Raw genomic sequence first — 20,455 nt, 5'->3', positions numbered from 1 at the left:
GTCCTGGTTCCGTGCGGTCTGGATCGGTCACCGTCCCGGACGGGCTGTCCGAGCGGTCGCGAGCAGAAACTGCGTGGTTGCTCAGGAGAGAACGTGCACACTGCGAGAGGAACGATACGCAGGGGTCGCGGGGCCGGGCGCGGAATGCCGACGGCTGTGATAATCCGGATATGCGGCCGCCCACAGGCGCCTCGAGCGAGGCTTTTCGAACTCTACGTGCGGGTAACACCCGCACGCTATGTAGATATCTGGGATAAAGGTGCACACTACGCGAGACCGGGGCTCGCGAGCCTCGCCCGATCGGGCCACTGCTTAGAGAGGAAGGAACCGGCGAGTGTTCAGCCGCATAGCCATCGTGAACCGAGGAGAGGCCGCCATGCGCCTCATCCACGCCGTCCGAGATCTGGCTGCGGAGACCGCGCTGCCGATCGAAACCGTCGCGCTGCACACCGATGTGGACCGCAGCGCGACGTTCGTGCGGGAAGCCGATATCGCCTATGACCTGGGTCCGGCGTCCGAGCGCCCGTACCTGGACCTCAAGGCGCTCGAACGCGCGCTGGTCTCCACCGGGGCGGATGCCGCCTGGGTCGGCTGGGGCTTCGTCGCGGAGGACCCGGCGTTCGCGGAGCTGTGCGAGCAGATCGGCGTCACCTTCATCGGTCCCAGTCCGGAGGCCATGCGCAAGCTCGGCGACAAGATCGGCGCGAAGCTGATCGCCGAGGAGGTCGGGGTGCCGGTCGCGCCGTGGAGCCGCGGCCCGGTCGAGACCGTGGATGCCGCGCTGGCGTCGGCCGCCGAGATCGGCTATCCGCTGATGTTGAAGGCCACCGCGGGCGGCGGCGGTCGCGGCATCCGGGTGATCACGAACGAGGCCGAACTCGTCGACGCCTACGAGCGCACCCGGCAGGAGGCCGCGCGGGCATTCGGCAGTGGCGTGGTCTTCCTGGAACGGCTGGTCACCGGCGCCCGGCACGTGGAGGTCCAGGTCATCGCCGACGGTCAGGGGACCGCGTGGGCGCTGGGCGTCCGGGACTGCTCGGTGCAGCGGCGCAACCAGAAGATCATCGAGGAGTCCGCGTCGCCGGTGCTGCGCCCGGAGCAGGCCGCCGAACTCAAAGCCTCGGCCGAGCGGCTGGCGATCGCGGTGGGCTATCGCGGGGCGGCGACCGTCGAGTTCCTCTACCACCCCGGCGACAAGCTGTTCGCGTTTCTCGAGGTCAATACCCGCTTGCAGGTGGAGCACCCGATCACCGAGTCCACGACCGGTTTCGACCTCGTCCGCGCCCAGTTGCTGGTGGCCTCGGGCGGGAAGCTCGAGGGTGAACCTCCGGCCGAGCGCGGGCACGCCATCGAGGCCCGGCTCAACGCCGAGGATCCCGACCGCGACTTCGCGCCCGCCCCGGGCCGCATCGCCCGCCTCGACCTGCCGGCCGGACCGGGCATCCGCGTCGACACCGGCGTCAGCGAAGGCGACACGATTCCCGCCGACTTCGACTCGATGATCGCCAAGATCATCGCCTACGGCCGTAACCGTGACGAAGCGCTGGGCAGGCTGCGCCGGGCGGTGGCCCAGACCAGGGTGGTCATCGAGGGCGGCGCGACGAACAAGAGTTTCGTGCTCGACCTGCTCAACCAGCCCGAGGTGATCGACGCCAGCGCCGACACCGGCTGGATCGACCGCGTCCGCGGTGAGGGCAGACTGGTCTCGCACCGCCACTCGGCCGTCGCGCTGGCCGCCGCCGCCATCGATGCCTACGAGGAGGAGGAGCGCGTCCAGCGGCACCGGTTGCTGTCCACCGCGTCCGGCGGACGTCCTCAGGTGCAGCACGAGAGCGGCAGGCCGCTCGACCTGAAGCTGCGCGGCGCGGGCTACCGCGTGCGCGTCGCGCGCATCGGCGCCCATCGGTTCCGGATCGGGATCGAGGCGGGCGGCGACCTCCGCACCGCCGACGTCGATCTCGAGCGCTTCGATCGGCACACCGGCCACATCGTGGTCAACGGCACCCGCTACCGCTTGACCACCGGCACCCACGGGCCGATCCACCTGATCGACGTCGACGGTGTGACCCATCGGATCAGCCGCGACGAGGGCGGTGTGGTCCGCTCCCCCGCTCCCGCGCTGGTCGTCGCGACACCGCTGGAAGTCGGCGCCGAGGTCGAGGCGGGCGCGCCGGTGCTCGTGCTGGAGAGCATGAAGATGGAGACGGTGCTGCGCGCGCCGTTCCGCGCCCGGCTGAAGGAGTGCGGTGTCTCCGTCGGCACCCAGGTGGAGACCGGTGCGCCGCTGCTGCGGCTGGAGCCGCTCGCCGAGGACGACGAGGCCGAGGACACCGCGGTGAGCGAGTCCGTGGAGCTGGACCTGCCCGGCGAGCCCGCGCACACCCAGCCGCACGAGCGCACCGCCCGCGGTCAGCAGGACCTGCGCAGTCTGCTGCTCGGCTTCGACGTCGACCCGCACGACGACCGCCGGGTGCTCGACGATTACCTCGCCGCGCGCCGGGCCGCCATCGCGGACAACCGCAGGCCGCTGGCCGAGGAACTCGAGCTCGTGCAGGTGTTCGCCGACCTCGCCGAACTCACCCACAACTGGTCGTGGGACGAGGACGGCGGCCAAGGCCATGTGCACAGCGCCCGCGAATACTTCCACACCTATCTGCAGAGCCTCGACGTCGAGCGGGCCGGGCTGCCGGAGTCCTACCGGGCCAAACTCGCCAAGGCGCTCGAGCACTACGGGGTCACCGAGCTGGAGCGCTCCCCCGACCTGGAAGCCGCGGTCTTCCGGATCTTCCTCGCCCAGCAACGTCCGTCCGACACCGTCGAGGTCATCACCACGCTGCTGCGCGAATGGCTGAAGGAGCCGGTGCCGGACCGGGCGCTGCGCGAGCCCGTCGGTCTCGTGCTGGAGCGGCTCGTGGCCACGACGCAGGTGCGCTTCCCCGTGATCGCCGACCTCACCCGCGGCCTGGTGTTCGCCTGGTACGGCCAGCCGCTGCTGCGGCGCAACCGGGCCCGCGTCTACACCAACGTCCGCAGGCATCTGCGCCATCTGGACGCGAACCCGGGCGCCGCCGATCGGGCCGAGCGCATCTCCGACATGGTGCGCAGCACCGAACCGCTGGTGCGGCTGCTCGGCCAGCGGCTGGAGCGCGGCTACCCGGACCACACGGTCATGCTGGAGGTGCTCACCCGCCGGTACTACGGCAACAAGGGCCTCACCGACGTTCGCACCCACGAGGTGGGCGGCTGCACGTTCGTGATCGCCGAGCGAGGCGGCTCGAGCCTGGTCTCCGCCGCGGTGCGCTTCGACGCGCTGGACACCGCGCTGCGCGGGCTCACCGAGCTGGCCGCCGGCGCCGCGTCCATCGACGCCGACATCTACCTCAGCTGGGAGAACCAGCCCGCCGACTTCGACGCGATGGCGGCCGAACTGCACGAGATCATCGGCACCCACCCGTGGCCGAACCAGGTGCACCGCATCACCGCCACGGTCGCGGGCAGCGGCGGCGCGGTCATGCACCACCACTTCACCTTCCGCCCGTCGGCCACCGGCATGGTCGAGGAGCGGCTGATCCGCGGTCTGCACCCCTACATCGCGCAGCGGATGCAGATGGAGCGGCTGCGCAAGTTCGACCTCACCCGGTTGCCGTCCTCGGACGACGAGGAGGTCTACCTGTTCCGGTGCGTCGCGAAGGAGAACCCCGCCGACGACCGCCTCATCGCGTTCGCCCAGGTGCGTGACCTCGCGGCGCTGCGCGAGCACGACGGCAGGCTGCTCGCGCTGCCCACGGCGGAGAGCACCATCGCCACCTGCGTGGACTCGATCCGCCGGGCACAGTCGCAGCGGCCGTCGGCGAAACGCTTCAACACCAACCGCATCGTGATGTACATCTGGCCGCCGATCGACGTCACCCGCGCCGAGCTGGAGATGCTCGGCGGGCACGTGCTGCCGACCGCCGCGGGCGCCGGGCTGGAGGAGATCCTGCTCATCGCGCGGCAGCGGGATCCGCAGACCGGCGAGCTGACCAAGATCGCCGTGCGCATCTCCTTCGGCGCCACCGGCGCCCCCGAGGTGAGTGTCGGCGAACCGTCCGACGAGCCGGTCGAGCCGCTGGACGAATACCGGCAGAAGGTGCTGCGGGCCAGCAGCCGCAACACCGTGTACCCCTACGAATTGACCGGGCGGCTCGGTGATTTCACCGAGTACGACCTCGCCGACGATCACACGCTGGTGCCGGTCGACCGACCCAAGGGGCGCAACACCGCGGCGATCGTCGCCGGCGTGGTCACCACGCCGACCGAGCGGCATCCGGAGGGCGTCACCCGGGTGGTGCTGCTCGGTGATCCGACGAAGTCGCTGGGCGCGCTGTCGGAACCGGAGTGCCGCCGCGTGATCGCCGCGCTGGACCTCGCCGACCGCATGCAGGTGCCGCTGGAGTGGTACGCGCTGTCCTCAGGCGCCCGCATCTCCATGAAGTCCGGCACGGAGAACATGGACTGGGTGGCGGCGGCGCTCAAGCGCATCGTCGAGTTCACCCAGGACGGTGGCGAGATCAACATCGTGGTCGCGGGCATCAATGTCGGCGCGCAGCCGTACTGGAACGCCGAGGCCACGATGCTCATGCACACCAAGGGCATCCTGGTGATGACGCCGGACTCCGCGATGGTGCTCACCGGCAAGCAGGCGCTGGACTTCTCCGGAGGCGTGTCGGCCGAGGACAACTTCGGCATCGGCGGCTACGACCGGGTGATGGGTCCCAACGGGCAGGCGCAGTACTGGGCGCCGAACCTGACCGCCGCGCAGGACGTGCTGATGTCGCACTACGACCACACCTACATCGCGCCCGGCGAGCAGGCGCCGCGGCGAGCGCGCACCAGCGACCCGATCGATCGCGACGTCTCCGATTTCCCGCACGTCGCGGCGGACAGCGACTTCACGACCGTCGGTGAGATCTTCTCCGCCGCCAAGAACCGGGATCGCAAGAAGCCGTTCGATATCCGGACCGTGATGCGGGCGCTGTCCGACCAGGACCACCCGGTGCTGGAACGCTGGGCGGGTATGGCCGACGCCGAGACCGCGGTGGTGCAGGACGCGCACCTCGGCGGCATCCCGGTATGCCTGCTCGGCATCGAGTCGCGGGGTGTGGCGCGGCGCGGCTTCCCGTCCACCGACGGTCCGGACACCTACACCGCGGGTACGCTGTTCCCACGGTCGTCGAAGAAGGCCGCGCGAGCGATCAACGCGGCCAGCGGCAATCGGCCACTGGTGGTCCTGGCGAATCTGTCCGGCTTCGACGGCTCCCCCGAGTCGATGCGGAAGCTGCAGCTCGAGTACGGCGCCGAGATCGGGCGGGCGGTCGTCAACTTCCGCGGTCCCATCGTGTTCTGCGTGATCTCCCGGTATCACGGCGGCGCGTTCGTGGTGTTCTCGAAGGCGCTGAACCCGAACATGACCGTACTCGCGGTGGAAGGCTCGTTCGCCTCGGTGCTCGGTGGCGCCCCGGCCGCCGCGGTGGTGTTCGCCGGTGAGGTCGACACCCGCACCGCGGCCGACCCGCGGGTGCGGGATCTGGAAGCGCGCGCCGCGAACGCATCCGGCACCGCGCGCGCGTCCCTGACCGCGGAACTCGACGAGATCCGGTCGTCGGTCCGGACGGAGAAGCTCGCCGATGTGGCCGCGGAGTTCGACCGCGTGCACGACATCCGGCGGGCGGTCGAGGTCGGTTCGGTCGACGCCGTCATCCGCGCCGCCGAACTGCGCCCGCGCATCATCGAGGCCATCGAGGCGCATCTGGCGGGGTGATCCGCCCCGCCGCGGTCCGTCACGTCCGGCGAGTCCCCACCTTCTGCGGTGGCGACTCGCCGGACGCACGGTCGGCGAAATGAGCCGAGCGCCGCCGGCCCGCGCAGTGGGCCGCCCGGCTACCGGCGCAGATTACGGTCGAACAAGGCCAGCAGTTCGCGGTAGTGCCGCTCGGCGGCCTCGGGATCGTGGGCGGAGGTATCGGCCTGGGTGTAGCCGTGCTGAGCCCCCTCGTAGACCTCGGTGCGGTGGCGGACGCCTGCGGCCTCGAGTGCCTTGTCGAACTGGGCGATGTGTTCCGCGGTCATGTGGTCGTCCTCGCCCGCGTGGGCGAAATACAGCTCCGCGGTGATGTTTCCCACCGTCAGGTGCGGACTGTCCGGAGTGTCGGTGACCAGCGGCCCGCCATGGAATCCGGCCACCGCCGCAACCCGATCGGGGAACATCGCCGCGATCAGCACCGCCAGCCGTGCCCCCATGCAGTAGCCGGTCAGGCCGACCCCACCTGCGGCGACCTGCGGCGACGCTGCCAGCCAGTCGAGGTACGCGTCGGCATCCGAACGGAGGAGTTCCGGTGTGAGCTCGCGGATCATCGGGAAGACCTGCTGGAAGATCTCCGGCCGCTGCGCCGGGTCGATGAAGTCCGGCAGCTCGATCACCGGCGCACGCCCGTGCCGGTAATAGGCGTTCGGCAACAAGACGGTGTAGCCGTGGGCGGCGATACGATCCGCCAGCGACCGCAGGCTGGGCCGCAGTCCGAAGCCGTCCTGAATCACCAGCACCCCCGGATGGGCGGCGCCGTCGTCGGGGTAGGCGACATACGCGTCGGCGACACCATCGGGCGTCGGGACGTCGACCGACATGCCGTGCACTGCGGTCATCGGTGAATCCTCCTGTCGAATCGAGCTTTTCGAACCTACCCCATTCGGCGTCGGCCGATTCCACGCACCGGTGGGCACCGACGACGGGCGGTTACCGTGCGTCGGTCCCGGTCAGCACACCGGAGTCGGCCGCGTCGTCCAGTCGCGCGACCTGCGGATAGGTCGGATACTCGATGCCCGAGATGTACTGCACCGTCCGCACCACCTGGCACGAGTAACCGAATTCGTTGTCGTACCAGACATACAGAATCGCGGTGTCGTCCTCGACGATCGTGGCGTTGGCATCGATGATCGACGCCGCGCGCGAGCCGATGAAATCGCTGGAAACCACGTCGGTGGCGGCGGTGTAGTCGAGATTGCGGCTCAACGGCCCGGCGAGCGAAACGCGACGCAGGTACTCGAGCACGTCGCCCTTCGTCGTCTTGCGCTCGAGCTGCAGGTTCAGGATCGCGACCGATACGTCCGGGGTGGGCACACGAATCGAGTTGCCGGTGATCTTGGCTTTCAGATCCGGCAGCGCCTTGGCCACCGCGGAGGCGGCGCCGGTCTCGGTGAGCACGAGATTGAACGGCGCGGACCGGCCGCGACGGTCCGCCTTGTGATAGTTGTCCAGCAGGTTCTGGTCGTTGGTGAACGAGTGCACCGTCTCCACGTGCCCGCGGATGATGCCGTACTCGTCGTCCATGGCCTTGAGCGGCGGAACGATCGCGTTGGTCGTGCACGAGGCGCATGAGAAGATCCGCTGCGACAGGTCCAGGCTGCGATGGTTGACGCCGTGCACGATGTTCGGGACATCGCCCTTACCGGGCGCGGTGAGCACGACCTTCGCGATGCCGGGGCGCAGATGCTGCGACAGCCCGTCCCGATCACGCCACCTACCGGTGTTGTCGATCAGGATCGCGTCGGTTATCCCGTATGCGGTGTAGTCGATCGTCGTCGGATCGTCACTGTAGATGAATGTGATCACGTTGCCGTTCGCGGTGATCGTGTCGTTGCCGGTATCGACCTTGATCGTGCCGTTGAAGTGGCCGTGCACCGAATCCCGGCGAAGCAGCGACGCGCGCTTGGCCAGATCGTCGGCGCCTCCCCTGCGCACGACGACGGCACGCAGGTTCAGCCCGTTGCCGGATCCGGCTTTCTCGATGAGCAGGCGAGTGACCAGGCGGCCGATGCGGCCGAACCCGTAGAGCACGACGTCTCTCGGGCCCGGAGACTGCGCCTTGTTGCCGTCGGTCACGTCCGCCAGCACGGCCGCGGTGAACTCGCGGATCGAGAGGCCGCGATCGTCGGCGCGATAGGTCATGACCAACTGACCGAGATCGATCTTGCACGGCCCCAGGTCCAGTTCGCTGAGCACCTGCAGGAAGGGCAGGGTCTCGTCCACCGACAACTCTTCGCCCTCGATCTGCCGCGCGAAACGGTGCGTCCGCAGGATGCTGATCACCGATTTGTTCACCAGCGACCGGCTGTGCAGCAGAATCGTGACGCCCTTCCTTCGATACAAGGTGCCGATGATGGGAATCATCGCCTCGGCGGCGGCTTCCTGGGCGTTCCAGCGGTCAAGGTGTTCGGTAGCCAACGCACGTCCTCGCATCTTCTCGATTTGCTCGCGAATCGATGCTAATGAGGGCCGTGATATCACCGAGGCCGGATACCCACCGGTGAGGTCCCGTCAGCCGGCGCGGCGGAGCCGGATCAGAGCCGTGCCACCGAGAACCATGCCGATCAGCCCGACCGTCATGGCCACGACGCCCCCGCCGAGACCGTTGCCGGTGCCGAGACCACCGTCGGCGGTGAACACGACGAACCCGCCGACGACCATGCCGGTCAGACCGGCGACGGCGGCGATGACGGCGTCACTCGCCCGGGTGCCGAATCGACCTACGCGTGCCACGGCCAGCGCACCGATCACCACCCCGAGCAGGGCGATCAGGGCCGCCGCACTGCCTGCGAGACGACCGGTGCTCAGCGTTGTGACCGCGGCGGCAGTCGGCTGTGCCGATGCGTGCGCGGTCGCCGGGCTGACGAGTGCGAACGCTGCGAGCAGGGCTGCGGCGGAGAGGGGATGATTAACGGACACGAGGTGCTCCTTTTCCTGAATACCGACGTAGCCTCGATCATGTCCGTCGGAGCGGCCCGGGTCGTCCAGCGCAAGGAGACACTTCGTGCTGCCCCCGATGCCGTATCCGACTACCTCGGATGTCGTGGCGGCCTGCCGGAGTACTGCGAACGCGGTAGGCGATAGATCATGCGTGCGCAGGAGTCGTCGGCGAGCGGATCCGGTTAGGGTGCACGCATGAGCAGGGACCGGATCGCGGACTGGGCGATCGCCGTCGGCGTGGCCGCGATCCTGTTGTCCACCGGGCTGTCCCGGCAGCACTCTCCCACGGATCTCGACCCGCTGGGCTACGCGGCGCTGGCAGGTGGGGGGCTGGCGCTGGCCGCGCGCCGGCGGGCTCCGGTCGCCGTGCTGGTCATCACCGGGGCGTGCGCGCTGGGTTACCAAGCCGTCGGTTTCGACGTGCCCGCGGTCGCGTATCTGTTCGCCGTCTACGCCGCTGTGCGCGCAGGACATCGGATGATCGCCGCGGGGTCGGCGGTGTTCCTGCTGGCCGGTCTGCCGCTCGCGGCGCTGGCTTCCCTGCACGATCTGGACGCGGCGTTCGCGCAGGCCAGAGGAGCTCTCGAACTGGCATGGCTGATCGCGGCCGGGGCGGCGGGGGAAGCGCTGCGGCAAGCCGAACGGCGGGCCGACGAAGCCGAGCGCACCCGCGAGGAGACCGCGCGGCGGCGCGCCGGCGACGAGCGACTGCACATCGCGCGGGAACTGCACGATTCGCTCACCCATCAGATCTCGGTGATCAAGCTGCAGGCGGAGGTCGCCGTTCATCTGGCGCACAAGCGGGGCGAACCGGCGCCGGAGGCCCTGCTCGCGATCCGCGAGGCCGGTCGCGAGGCGGCACGGGAACTCCGGGCGACGCTGCAGGCGCTGCGCGAGGACGGGGAAACCCTCGGGCACGGACTCGACGACGTCCCGGACCTGGTGGACCGTTCCCGGTCGACCGGATTGGACGCCACGCTGACCGTCGAGGGACAGCGCCCCGATCTGCCTGCGGCGGTCGACCGGACGGCGTACCGGATCGTGCAGGAGTCGCTCACCAATATCGCCCGGCACGCGGGGGCGGCGACGGCGGCGGTCCGGATCGGCTACCAACCCGACACGCTGGTCATCCAGGTCGACGACGACGGGAAGGCCACCCCCGGCGCGGCTGCGGCGCCGGGCGTCGGGCTGCTCGGCATGCACGAACGAGTCACCGCCCTCGGCGGGCGACTGCGGGCGGCGCCGCGCAGCGCGGGCGGGTTCTCCGTCCACGCCGAACTTCCCGTGGATCGACCGTCATGATTCGTGTCCTGCTCGTCGACGACCAGCCGCTCATCCGCAGCGGTTTCCGTGCGCTGCTGGACGCCGAGGACGACATCGAGGTGGTGGCCGAGGCCGCGGACGGCCACGAGGGGGTGGCGATGGCCGCGCGACATCTGCCCGACGTCGCGCTCATCGATGTCCGGATGCCGGTCGCCGACGGCATCGAAGCGACACGGCGCATCGCCGCGGATCCCGCGCTCGCCGGGGTGCATGTCGTCATCCTGACCAACTACGGCTCGGACGAATACGTCTTCCACGCGCTGCGAGCCGGGGCGGCCGGATTCCTCGTCAAGGACATCCAGCCGGAGGATTTCCTGCACGCCGTGCGCGTGGCCGCTCGCGGGGACGCCCTGCTCGCACCGTCGATCACCCGCAGGCTGATCGACCGATACGTCACCCAGCCGCCGCAGACCGGCGCCGCCGCCGGATCCGAAGAACTCACCGACCGCGAGCGCGAAGCGGTCGTGCTGGTCGCCCAGGGCCTGTCCAACGACCAGATCGCAGGCCGCATGACGATCAGCCCGCTCACCGCCAAAACCCACGTCAATCGCGCCATGACGAAGTTGCACGCCCGCGACCGCGCCCAACTCGTCGTCTTCGCCTACGAATCCGGGCTGGTCACCCCTCGCAGCTCCGGACCGCCCTGACCGCCGCATCGGCCACCTGCTCGTTCTCGCCGCGCAGGGGCAATCCTCTTGCGGTTCAACCGCTTCGATGGCATGCGGTACTGTCCTGCGGACCCGCGCACCGGTGATCCCGCTGCGCGGGCGGTCATGTCGTACTCCGGAAGCGAGGCAGGCTAATGAACCACAAGCTATGGTTGCTCGGCCGGTCGGTCACAGTTGGCGCTCACATCCTGGGCGAGAAGCTGATCCGGCCGAAAGCCCGGGACGTCGAGGACGTTCCGGTGTCCGGTGAAACCGTCACACCGCGGTGGCTGACGGCCGTCCTGTGCCGCGATGTTCCCGCAGCCGAAGTCGTCTCGTACGAGACCTCGAACGGCAGCCGCGGAACGTCCACTCGCGTCGCGATTCGCGTCGGCTACAACGACGCCGGCGAGCAGGCGGGCTTGCCCACCGAACTGTTCGCGAAGACCACGACCGCCTTCTCGCAGCGCATCCTGCTCGGCGGCGGGAAGATGATCGACGGCGAAACCCGCTTTTTCCGAGACTTCCGCCCGCAGGCCGACATCGAGGCTCCGTTCGGCTACTGGGGCGCCGCCGATCCGGCGTCCTGGCGATCGATCGCCCTCATGGAGGACATCGCCGCGACCCGCGGTGCGCAGTTCATCGAGCCGAACGCCCCGATCGCCCGCGATCAGATCGAAGATCTGGTCCGCAATCTCGCCCGGCTGCACCGCACCTTCTGGAACCATCCGTCGATCACGGACCTCAAGACGACCACCGAGGCGCTGCAGGCTTACCTTGCCGCCATCGACATGAAGAAGCGTTGCGAAGTCGGCCTGCGCCGCGCCGCGGACGTGGTGCCCGCTGCGCTGCACGGACAGGCGGAGCGGTTGTGGGCCGGTGTGGAGCGCGCGATCGACAAAGCCACGAACGAACTGCCCCAGACTCTGCTACACGGTGACCCGCACATCGGCCAGACCTACCGAACCGGCTCCGGGCGCATGGGATTCGTCGACTGGCAGGTGGTCATGCGGGGTGGGTGGGCGCACGATTTCGCCTATACCGTCAATTCGGGATGCGAGCCCGAGGACCGACGGGCCTGGGACCGCGACCTGCTGGCGGCCTACCTGGACGAACTCGGCACCCTCGACGGTCAGGCGCCCTCCTTCGACGACGCATGGCTGGCCTATCGGCAACAGTCGATGTTCGCTTACGCGGCGTGGGCGTTCACGATCGGCCGGGCGGCGTATCAACCGAAGATGCAGCCCGTGGAGACGTGCTTGACGCTGTTGAAACGGATCACCACGGCTATCGACGACCACAATTCGTTGGACGCGCTAGGCGTCTGACGCCGGATTCTGGTGGTGGCGCGGCCGGGCGACAGTCCGGCCGCGCGTACCGGAAAACGTGCCGGGAGGCCTATTCCCTCGCGCGGTGATGGATCCGGTCGGTGCGCGCTATACCATCTACCGGTTCCGGCGCAGACCCGGTAACTCGCTCCGGTGCAGTGTCCGGGCAGGGAGCGACGCTTCAGCAGTCAGCTAGTGCATACGAACCAAGTTTGGAGTTTGCTCTTGAGTACGCTGGGATCTCAGGCTCCGGCGCAGTCGTGCCCGGTAGTCCACGGCTCGCCCGTCGATTCCGACGACCCGCGGGTGCCCCTGTACTCGGCCGAGTTCGCGGCTGATCCGCACCATGTCTATCGCGAAATGCGCAGGCGCTACGGGTCGTTGGCGCCGGTGGAGTTGGCGCCGGGGGTACCGGCCACCCTGGTGATCGGCTACAGCACCGCGGTGCGGATCCTCAACGATCCCGAGCACTTCCCCGCCGACCCACGTGCCTGGCAGAAGAACATTCCCGCCGACTGCCCCATCCTGCCCCTGCTGGAATGGCGGCCCATGGCCAGTCGCAGCACCGGGACCGACTTCACTCGCTACCGAGGCGCGATCACCGCCGCCATCGACGAGGTCGACCTGTACGCCCTGCAATCCGTCGTGGAGGGCGTCGCCATCCCGCTGATCAACTCCTTCTGCCAGGACGGGTCCGCCGACCTGATCCGCCAGTATGTGTTCCCACTGGTATTCGAAGTGGTGAACTATCTGCTCGGCTGCCCGCCGGAGATCGGCGGGCAAGTGGCCGCCGGGACGGCCGCGCTGCTCGAGGGTGTCGACGCCGAGAAGGGCAATCAGATGCTCGGGGAGGCGCTGATGAGCCTCGTGACGCTCAAACGCGCCGAACCCGACCGCGACATCACCTCGGTACTGCTGCAGCATCCCGCCCGGCTGAACGACGTGGAGGCCTCGCACCACGTGTCCCAGGTCTACGGCACCGGGATCGAATTCCAGCTGAACCTGATCGTCAACACCCTGCTGCTGATCCTCACCGACGAGCGCTATGGCGACAGCATCCTCGGCGGCAACCTGTCGTCGCGCGATGCCATCGATTCGGTCTTGTTCGACGACCCGCCGCTGGCGAACCTGCTGATCACCTACCCGCGCCATCCGATCCTCATCGACGGCATCTGGCTGCCGGCACACCAGCCCGTCGTCATCAGCATGGCCGCCTGCAACAACGATCCCGCGATCCGCGCAGGCGACCTGACCGGCAACCGCTCCCACCTGGCGTGGGGCCTCGGCCCGCATGCCTGCCCGGCGCGGTCGGCGGCCTATCTGATCGCGCAAGAGGCCATCGACCAACTCCTCGACGCGCTGCCGGAGATCCGACCGAACCTGCCGAACGGGACACCCAGCTGGCGACCAGGGCCCTTCCACAGGGCACTGACCGAACTGCCGGTCACCTTCCCGCCGACCGCTCCGCTGAACATCTGACGGGCGCCAGACCGGCCTGATGACCTTCTGCTCTGTCGGTACCCCCGTCGCCGTCGAATGATGATCGACGTAGCGAGCACGCCGCCGGAGTGGAAGGAGACACATCATGACCACCGCGCGGACGATCATGCGGGCCGACGTACAACACATCAGTGTGCGAGACACCATGGAGGCAGCCGCCCAGCGGATGCGACAGCTCGATATCGGCGCGCTGCCGATCTGCGACGGCGAAGGCCGTCCCGTCGGCATCGTCACCGATCGCGACATCGTGGTGAAGGTCGTCGGCGTCGGCGCGAATCCGAAGACCACCACCGCCGGAGAGTTGGCGCAGGGCGCCGATCGACTGCACACCGTCGAGACCGGCACCGAGGTGCGCGACGCCCTGGTGCTCATGGAGCAGCACCGGGTCCGTCGGCTCCCGGTCACCGACCACGGCGTGCTGGTCGGCATCATCACCGAGGCCGATCTGGCTCGCCATCTGACCGGGGCCACCGTCGGTGAGTTCGTCGAGGCGATCTGCGCCGCAAATCTGCCCGTGACCGGGAACGCATCGGACAGCGCGGCTAGCCGCTGATCCGCTCCTGTGGGTGCACGACCATGACCGGGCACGAAGCGTGCTGCACCACCGTGTTGGCGGTGGAGCCGAGCAGCATCCCGGCGAAGCCACCCCGGCCGCGACTGCCCACGACCAGCAACTGCGCCACCTTCGACCAGGACAGCAGATGAGACGCAGGAGCGGACACCTCGACCTTCCGCGTGACGCGAACTTGCGGGAACTTCTCCTGCCAGCCCGCGACCCGCTCGGCGAGAAGCACCCGCTCGACATTGTCGAGTTCGGCGTCGGTCCGGTGGACGTCACCGGCGAAGCGCCCGGAGCCCCAGTCGGTCCACACGTGGACGGCGACGAGGTCGGCGCCGCGTTCGGCCGCTTCGGTGAACGCTGCCGCGATCGCGGCGTCTCCGACCGGACTGCCGTCCACACCGACCACCACCGGGCCCGACGGGTGCACCCCGCCGTCGGCGTCGGGGTCGGTCCGCACGACGACCACCGTGCCGTGCGCATGGGCCGTCACCGCCAGCAGCGTCGAGCCCAGGTGCGCGAACGTCCCCGCGTCGCCGGTCGCACCGATCACGACCGCGTACGCCTCGGCGCTGTGCTCGATCAACAGTTGCCTTCCGGTGTCGCTCGTCGCGCGAGCCGAGATACGCAGCTCGGGCGCGACCGAACGGGCCACGCGTTCGGCCTGGGCGACCACCTCTCGTCCCTGTTCGCGGGCAGCGTCGAGCACCGAGGGGATCACGACCTCGTAGTCGCCGAGCACCCACCCGGTCCCCACCAGCTCCATCCCGTGCAGGATCTCGAGGTCCCGTCCGCGCTCGGCCGCGAACCGCGCCGCCCACCGCACCGCGGTCCACGATCCCTCCGAACCATCCACGCCGACAACCACTTTCGCTGTGGCGAGGTGGTGCGGGTCGTCGAATCGCTGTTCTGTCATGACGGCCTCCCGAGCCCGTGATCGTGTAGCACCCAACCGAGCGCCGAACTCGACGGTATGCGCCGCACCGCAGGCGCGAACACGGCTGATCGTCCCCGGCGCGAGGGCCGAAAGACACTCGCGCGACCGGTCGCGCCTCGCACCGTCACCGCCGGGATCGATGCCGTCGCCGTGGCGAGCCGCGACCGTGGTCCGTCGCGGCGCCTCTCGTACACCAGCCGTCACCCGGCAAACGAACGGGAGGGCGCGTGGACGCGAAAGCGATTCGCGCAGAGCAGTTTTCGCTGAGTACAGCGGCGCCTAGGTCGCATTGTCCTCGGGCGGCTCCAACCCGAGCGGCCCGGTGCGGTTCGCGGTCAGCATCCGCACGGCCGCCATGCGCAGATCCGGACGCGCACGCCGGGAAGTCAGCTCGGCCAGACAGATCTCACCGACCATGGCGACCTTCATCCGGGAGGCCGCGTCCGGGTCGGGCCACCCGGCGGCGACCATGTCCGGCCGCCCCACGGCGATGAACAGCTCGTGACGGCGGCGGATCTCCTCGCGCAGATCCGGATCGGTGCGCGCCTGGACCATGAACGCCTCGGTGCCGCGGGCGTCGAGGCAGGCATCAAGGAACGCGTCCAGACTGGGTGCGATCCGTTCGATGCCCGGCGGTATCCCGGCCAGCGCGGCGGCCACCGACTGCGACAGCGCGTCGAAGAAGCGGCGGTGCAGCGCGATGACGTAGCTACGGCGGTTGACGAAGTGGTGATAGAAGGTGCCCTTGGCCATCCCGGCCTCCTCGACCACCGCGTTGACCGAAAGGCGATGCAGCCCTTCGCGTTCCGCTACCACGGTGCCCGCGATGAGCAGTGCCGTGCGACCGGGGTCCGCAATGACTGTCATGTTTCCGAAGTCTCCCCACTCTTTCTGAAAAAGCTAGTGTCGGGCACCGGCCGCACCTACGCTGTGACCGATCGGTCGGTCGAAGCCTAACCGGGTTCGGGATGGGCCATCGGGTCATCGAGGACCGATCTGATTCCGGGCGACCCTGGGGGTTCGAAATGTCCGCTGAGTTTAAATTGGCGAGCGGCGATGTGGTGCCACTGGCGTCGAACGCGCGTTATCGCGTATCGATCGACGATCTGCTGCCCGCGGACTCGCCGCGGTCGAACGGAGAGGATCGCCGGCATATCGCGCGGCTGGCCGAGAGCGATACCGAATTGCCGCCGATCCTGGTGCACCGCAGCACGATGCGCGTCATCGACGGAATGCATCGGTTGCGCGCCGCGCAATGGCTCGGACGCGAGCACATCGACGTCGTGTTCTTCGACGGAACACAGGCCGAGGCTTTTCTGCGCGGCGTCGAACTGAATACGACGCACGGGCTGCCGTTGACGCTCGCGGATCGCAAAGCGGCGGCCGAGCGGATCATCGAGACTCTCCCGGAATTGTCCGACCGCGCCATCGCTTCCACCACGGGGCTCTCGGCGCGCACGGTGGCCACGATTCGCCAACGTTCGACTGCGGAAATTCCGCAGTCGAACATCCGCGTCGGCGCCGACGGCAGGCGCAGGCCGATGGATCGCGCCCAGCGCAGACGCCGCGTCGCCGAGCTGCTGGCCACCTCGCCGGACATGCCGTTGCGCGCGCTGGCCGCCGCGGCCGAGGTGTCCATCAGCACGGCGCACGCGATCCGGAAACGTCTGCGAGAGACAGGGTCACCAGAGCACGACAACGCCGCGGACCAACCCGAGGGCAGCGCGCTGCTGCTGCAGCAGCTCACGCGCGACCCCGCCATGCGGCACAGCCAGCAAGGCCGCGACCTGCTGCGCTGGTTGCACACCCACTCCATGCAGCGCGAGGTGTGGACCGCGTTGGTGGCCACCGTCCCTCCGCATTGCATCCCGGCCGTCGCCGAACTCGCCATCCGCAACGCCAAGGAATGGCGGGCGCTGGCCGGCTACATCGATTCCGGCGCCACCGAGTAACGCCGCCACACCCGCGACGCACGGCCGGAATCCGAGAAGGGGTCATTCATCATGCTTGCTGGTCTCGCACGCCTGGCAGTCGGGCGACCGCGATCCATCCTCTATGGCGCGCTGCTCGTCGGGATCGTCTGCGTCGGGCTGGGCTGGTCGGCGCCCGCCCACCTGAAATCCGGTGGCTACATCCCGTCCGACACCGAATCCGCCGAGGTCGCGGCGTTCCTGGGCCGCGACTTCCCCGGCGCGGCACCGAATCTCGTGCTGCTGGTCACCGCTCCGGAAGGACTCGACGGTCCGGCGGCGCGCACGGTCGGTGAACGCCTGGCCGGGAACCTGCGTGGCCGCAGCGAGGTCGACGCGGTCCAGTCCTACTGGGAACTTCCGTCGGATCTGCGGCAGGGCCTGCGCGGCAACGGCGGCCGCGATGGCCTGGTCCTGGCCCATGTCACCGGCGACGACACCGACGCGCCCAAACGAGCCGGCGCCATCGCCGACCAGGTGAGCGGTGATTACGACGGCGTCACCGTGCGCGCGGGCGGCCAGGCGGTGGCCTTCGACGAGATGAGCCATCAGATCGTCACCGACCTGCTCATCACCGAGGCGATCGCGATACCGCTGACCGGTCTGGCCTTGGTCCTGGTCTTCGGCAGCCTGACAGCGGCGCTGATCCCGCTGGCGGTGGGCGTGTTCAACATTTTCGCGACCCTGCCGATCCTGCGGCTGCTCACCGAGGTCGGCGACGTATCGATCTTCGCGCTGAACATGATGAGCGCCCTCGGATTCGCGGTCGCGATCGACTCCAGCCTGTTCATGGTCAGCCGGTTCCGGGAGGAACTCGCCGCCGGACACGACACCGGCTCCGCTGTCACGCGCACGGCGCGGACGGCGGGTCGCACAGTCTTGTTCTCCGGGGTGGTGATCGCGCTGTCGCTGTCGACGTTGCTGGTCTTCCCGCTGTATTTCCTCCGGTCGCTGGCCTACGCGGGGCTGGCGGTGCTCGGGGCGGCCGTGTTCACCACGCTGCTGCTGGTGCCCGCCGCGCTGGCGCTGCTCGGGCCCCGCGTCGACGCACTCGACGTGCGCGCATTGCTGCGCCGCCGGTCGCGTCCCGCTCCGGTGGAAGTCACCGAAACCCGCTGGTATCGCACGGTGCTGCTGGTGATGCGCCGCCCGGTGGTGTCCGCGGTGGCGGTCGTCGCGCTGCTGCTGGTGCTGGGGTCGCCGTTCCTGTCCGTCCGGTTCGGCGCCGCCGACGACCGGGTCATCACCGGCGCGTCCAGCCACGAGGTCGGCGACGCCTTGCGTACCGGCTTCCGGGAGAACGCCATGGCCGGAGTGCTCGTGGCCGTGCCCGGATTCCGGGGCGGCGACGTCGAGATCGCCGCCTACGCAGAGCGTTTGTCGCGAGTGGCGGACGTCACGTCGGTGCTGTCCGCGGCGGGCGTCTATACCGGCGGGCTGAAAGTGGCCTCGGCGCCGCCCGATATGCGCGGCGACGCGGGCACGTATCTGCGCGTGGGCACCCGGCTCGACCCGTACTCCCCCGCCGCGATCGAGCAGCTCGACCGGGTGCGCGCGGTCCCCGCGCCGGGCCGGGCGCTACTCGGTGGCGCGGCGGCCGAAAGCGTCGACGCGCTCGACGCGCTCGCGGCGAAGATTCCCCTGGCGATCTTCGTGATCGCGCTGTCGACGGTGGTGGTGCTGTTCTTCTTCACCGGCAGTGTGCTGCTGCCGATCAAAGCGCTGCTGCTCAACACGCTTTCGCTGGCGGCCACCTTCGGTGCCATGGTCTGGGTCTTCCAGGAGGGGCATCTGTCGGATCTGCTCGGTTTCACCCCGACCGGATATCTCGTGCCGACCATGCCGATCCTGATGTTCTGCATCGCCTTCGGCGTCTCGATGGACTACGAGGTGTTCCTGCTGTCCCGGATCCGGGAAGAGTGGCTGGCCTCCGGCGACAACACGCGTGCGGTGGCGACCGGCGTCGCCCGCACCGCGCGGATCTTCACCGCGGCCGCGTGCCTGATGGCGATCGCCTTCGCGGGGATGGTGACCTCGCACGTGTCGTTCATCCAGCTGTTCGGCCTCGGCCTGACCCTGGCGGTGCTGAGTGACGCCACGTTGATCCGCGGCGTGCTCGCGCCGGCCTTGATGCGCATGCTCGGCGCGGCCAACTGGTGGGCGCCGCGCCGGCTCGCCCGCTTGCACGACCGTATCGAAATCCCCGAGACCAGCGCCGTTCTCGAACCAGTACCCAAGTAGTGCGATAGGAAGAACATGGCGAAATTCCGCACAGGTGTGATGGATTCCGGTGTCTACACCCGGTTCGCGCCCGATCTGCAATTTCGCGGCAGCCGCTCGGTGGCGATGGCGGGCGGGGCGGACTCGCTCTGGGTGACCGACCATCTGCCCTCGATCCTGCCCGCCTCGATCTGGAAGCCGCGGCACGTCGGCATCACCCGGCTCGCGCCGCACGCCGACGGCATCTACGAACCGTGGACGGCGCTGGGCTACCTCGCCGCGCAGAACCGTTTGGCGCGCTTGCGGCTCGGCGTCGGCGTCACCGACGCCGGCCGTCGCAATCCCGCGGTGACCGCGCAGGCCGCGGCCACCCTGCATCACTTGAGCAGGGGCAGGGCCATTCTCGGCATCGGCACCGGTATCCGGGACAACAACGAGCCCTACGGCGTGGACTGGACCGCTCCGGTCGGGCGTTTCGAAGAGGCGCTGGCCACCATCCGCGCGCTGTGGGATTCCCACGGCAGCCTGGTGAACAGGGACTCGCCGCACTTCCCGCTGCGCGACGCGGTCTTCGACGTACCGCCGTACCGCGGCACCCGCCCGGAGATCTGGGTGGCCGCGGGCGGGCCGCGGATGCTGCGGGCCGCGGGGCGTTACGCCGACGTATGGTTCCCCGGCTTCGCGCAGCGCCCGCACGAGTACCGGCACCGCTTGGAGCTGGTCCGCGCGGCGGCCTCCGACGCGGGCCGCGACCCGTTGTCGGTCGCGCCCGCCGCCGTGTTCAGCGTGCTCACCGCCACCCGCCCCGCGGAGGTGGACACCCTCGTCGAGAGCGTCGGCGCGCGGGCGCTGACCTTGTGCGCCCCGGGCGAGATGTGGACCAGGCACGGCGCGACCCATCCCCTGGGCGAGGATTTCACCGGCCTGCAGGACTATCTGCCGCAGACGTTGGACGAGCGCACCGTGCTGGAGTACGTCGAGAAGGTCCCGCCGTCGCTGGTGCGCGAATTCTGCCTCACCGGCACGCCGGAGGAGATCACCGAGCAGATGGCGCACTGGCGCGACCACGGTCTGCGCTACGCCGTGCTCATGAATCTCAGCGCAATTCATCCGAACATCACGCACGGGATGTTTTCGAACGCGCCCCTGGTGGCGACGTTACGTAAGTTGAAGAAACTGTAGGGCAACG

General features: G+C 69.1%; 14 protein-coding genes. 9 read left to right on the top strand and 5 right to left on the bottom strand.

What is annotated here, in order from left to right:
• The first annotated feature begins 334 nt into the window (after window positions 1-334).
• A complete protein-coding gene (locus ACWEKR_RS04175; RefSeq protein ID WP_452353217.1) occupies window positions 335-5,800 on the top strand; it encodes an ATP-binding protein in 5,466 nt (1,821 codons plus the stop codon).
• Window positions 5,801-5,919: 119 nt separating this feature from the next.
• On the opposite strand, the gene ACWEKR_RS04170 is transcribed toward ACWEKR_RS04175, so the two are convergent.
• The 3 genes from ACWEKR_RS04170 to ACWEKR_RS04160 all read right to left on the bottom strand — a co-directional run bounded on the left by ACWEKR_RS04170 (window position 5,920) and on the right by ACWEKR_RS04160 (window position 8,761).
• Window positions 5,920-6,681: a dienelactone hydrolase family protein gene (locus ACWEKR_RS04170; RefSeq protein ID WP_452353216.1), complete on the bottom strand. Its 762-nt coding sequence runs from the start codon at window positions 6,679-6,681 to the stop codon at window positions 5,920-5,922.
• 91 nt (window positions 6,682-6,772) lie between these two features.
• Window positions 6,773-8,260: a glyceraldehyde-3-phosphate dehydrogenase gene (locus ACWEKR_RS04165; protein WP_452353215.1), complete on the bottom strand. Its 1,488-nt coding sequence runs from the start codon at window positions 8,258-8,260 to the stop codon at window positions 6,773-6,775.
• A gap of 93 nt (window positions 8,261-8,353) precedes the next feature.
• The gene (locus tag ACWEKR_RS04160) at window positions 8,354-8,761 is read right to left on the bottom strand and encodes a DUF6223 family protein (RefSeq protein ID WP_452353214.1); all 408 of its coding nucleotides are present in this window, start codon (window positions 8,759-8,761) and stop codon (window positions 8,354-8,356) included.
• A gap of 216 nt (window positions 8,762-8,977) precedes the next feature.
• On the opposite strand from ACWEKR_RS04160, the gene ACWEKR_RS04155 reads away from it, so the two are divergent.
• The 5 genes from ACWEKR_RS04155 (at window position 8,978) to ACWEKR_RS04135 (ending at window position 14,133) form a co-directional block, all read left to right on the top strand.
• On the top strand, window positions 8,978-10,084 hold the full coding sequence (locus tag ACWEKR_RS04155) for a sensor histidine kinase (RefSeq protein WP_452353213.1): 1,107 nt from the start codon (window positions 8,978-8,980) through the stop codon (window positions 10,082-10,084).
• Window positions 10,081-10,752: a response regulator gene (locus ACWEKR_RS04150; protein ID WP_452353212.1), complete on the top strand. Its 672-nt coding sequence runs from the start codon at window positions 10,081-10,083 to the stop codon at window positions 10,750-10,752. The genes ACWEKR_RS04155 and ACWEKR_RS04150 overlap by 4 nt, the downstream gene beginning before the upstream one ends.
• A 155-nt stretch (window positions 10,753-10,907) precedes the next feature.
• On the top strand, window positions 10,908-12,080 hold the full coding sequence (locus tag ACWEKR_RS04145) for an aminoglycoside phosphotransferase family protein (RefSeq protein ID WP_452353211.1): 1,173 nt from the start codon (window positions 10,908-10,910) through the stop codon (window positions 12,078-12,080).
• 225 nt (window positions 12,081-12,305) lie between these two features.
• On the top strand, window positions 12,306-13,559 hold the full coding sequence (locus ACWEKR_RS04140) for a cytochrome P450 (RefSeq protein WP_452353210.1): 1,254 nt from the start codon (window positions 12,306-12,308) through the stop codon (window positions 13,557-13,559).
• A 106-nt stretch (window positions 13,560-13,665) separates the two neighbouring features.
• Window positions 13,666-14,133, top strand: a complete 468-nt coding sequence (locus ACWEKR_RS04135; RefSeq protein ID WP_452353209.1) for a CBS domain-containing protein — start codon at window positions 13,666-13,668, stop codon at window positions 14,131-14,133.
• Here the strand turns inward: ACWEKR_RS04135 and ACWEKR_RS04130 are convergent.
• The gene (locus ACWEKR_RS04130; RefSeq protein ID WP_452353208.1) at window positions 14,123-15,055 is read right to left on the bottom strand and encodes a universal stress protein; all 933 of its coding nucleotides are present in this window, start codon (window positions 15,053-15,055) and stop codon (window positions 14,123-14,125) included. The genes ACWEKR_RS04135 and ACWEKR_RS04130 overlap by 11 nt on opposite strands.
• Window positions 15,056-15,355: 300 nt before the next feature.
• Window positions 15,356-15,943: a TetR/AcrR family transcriptional regulator gene (locus ACWEKR_RS04125; RefSeq protein ID WP_452353207.1), complete on the bottom strand. Its 588-nt coding sequence runs from the start codon at window positions 15,941-15,943 to the stop codon at window positions 15,356-15,358.
• 158 nt (window positions 15,944-16,101) lie between these two features.
• Between ACWEKR_RS04125 and ACWEKR_RS04120 the strand changes: the two genes are divergently transcribed.
• From ACWEKR_RS04120 to ACWEKR_RS04110, 3 genes are read left to right on the top strand one after another with little or no spacing between them, the layout of a single operon-like run.
• Entirely contained in the window at window positions 16,102-17,028 is a 927-nt protein-coding gene (locus tag ACWEKR_RS04120) for a ParB/RepB/Spo0J family partition protein (RefSeq protein WP_452353206.1), read from the top strand.
• A 51-nt stretch (window positions 17,029-17,079) separates the two neighbouring features.
• On the top strand, window positions 17,080-19,287 hold the full coding sequence (locus ACWEKR_RS04115) for an MMPL family transporter (RefSeq protein WP_452353205.1): 2,208 nt from the start codon (window positions 17,080-17,082) through the stop codon (window positions 19,285-19,287).
• 15 nt (window positions 19,288-19,302) lie between these two features.
• A complete protein-coding gene (locus ACWEKR_RS04110; RefSeq protein ID WP_452353204.1) occupies window positions 19,303-20,448 on the top strand; it encodes an LLM class flavin-dependent oxidoreductase in 1,146 nt (381 codons plus the stop codon).
• Window positions 20,449-20,455 lie beyond the last annotated feature (7 nt).

The organism is Nocardia sp. NPDC004573 (genome assembly GCF_053602135.1).
Note: the sequence above shows the minus strand (reverse complement) of the source record. Positions and strands in the feature narration are given on the sequence as shown.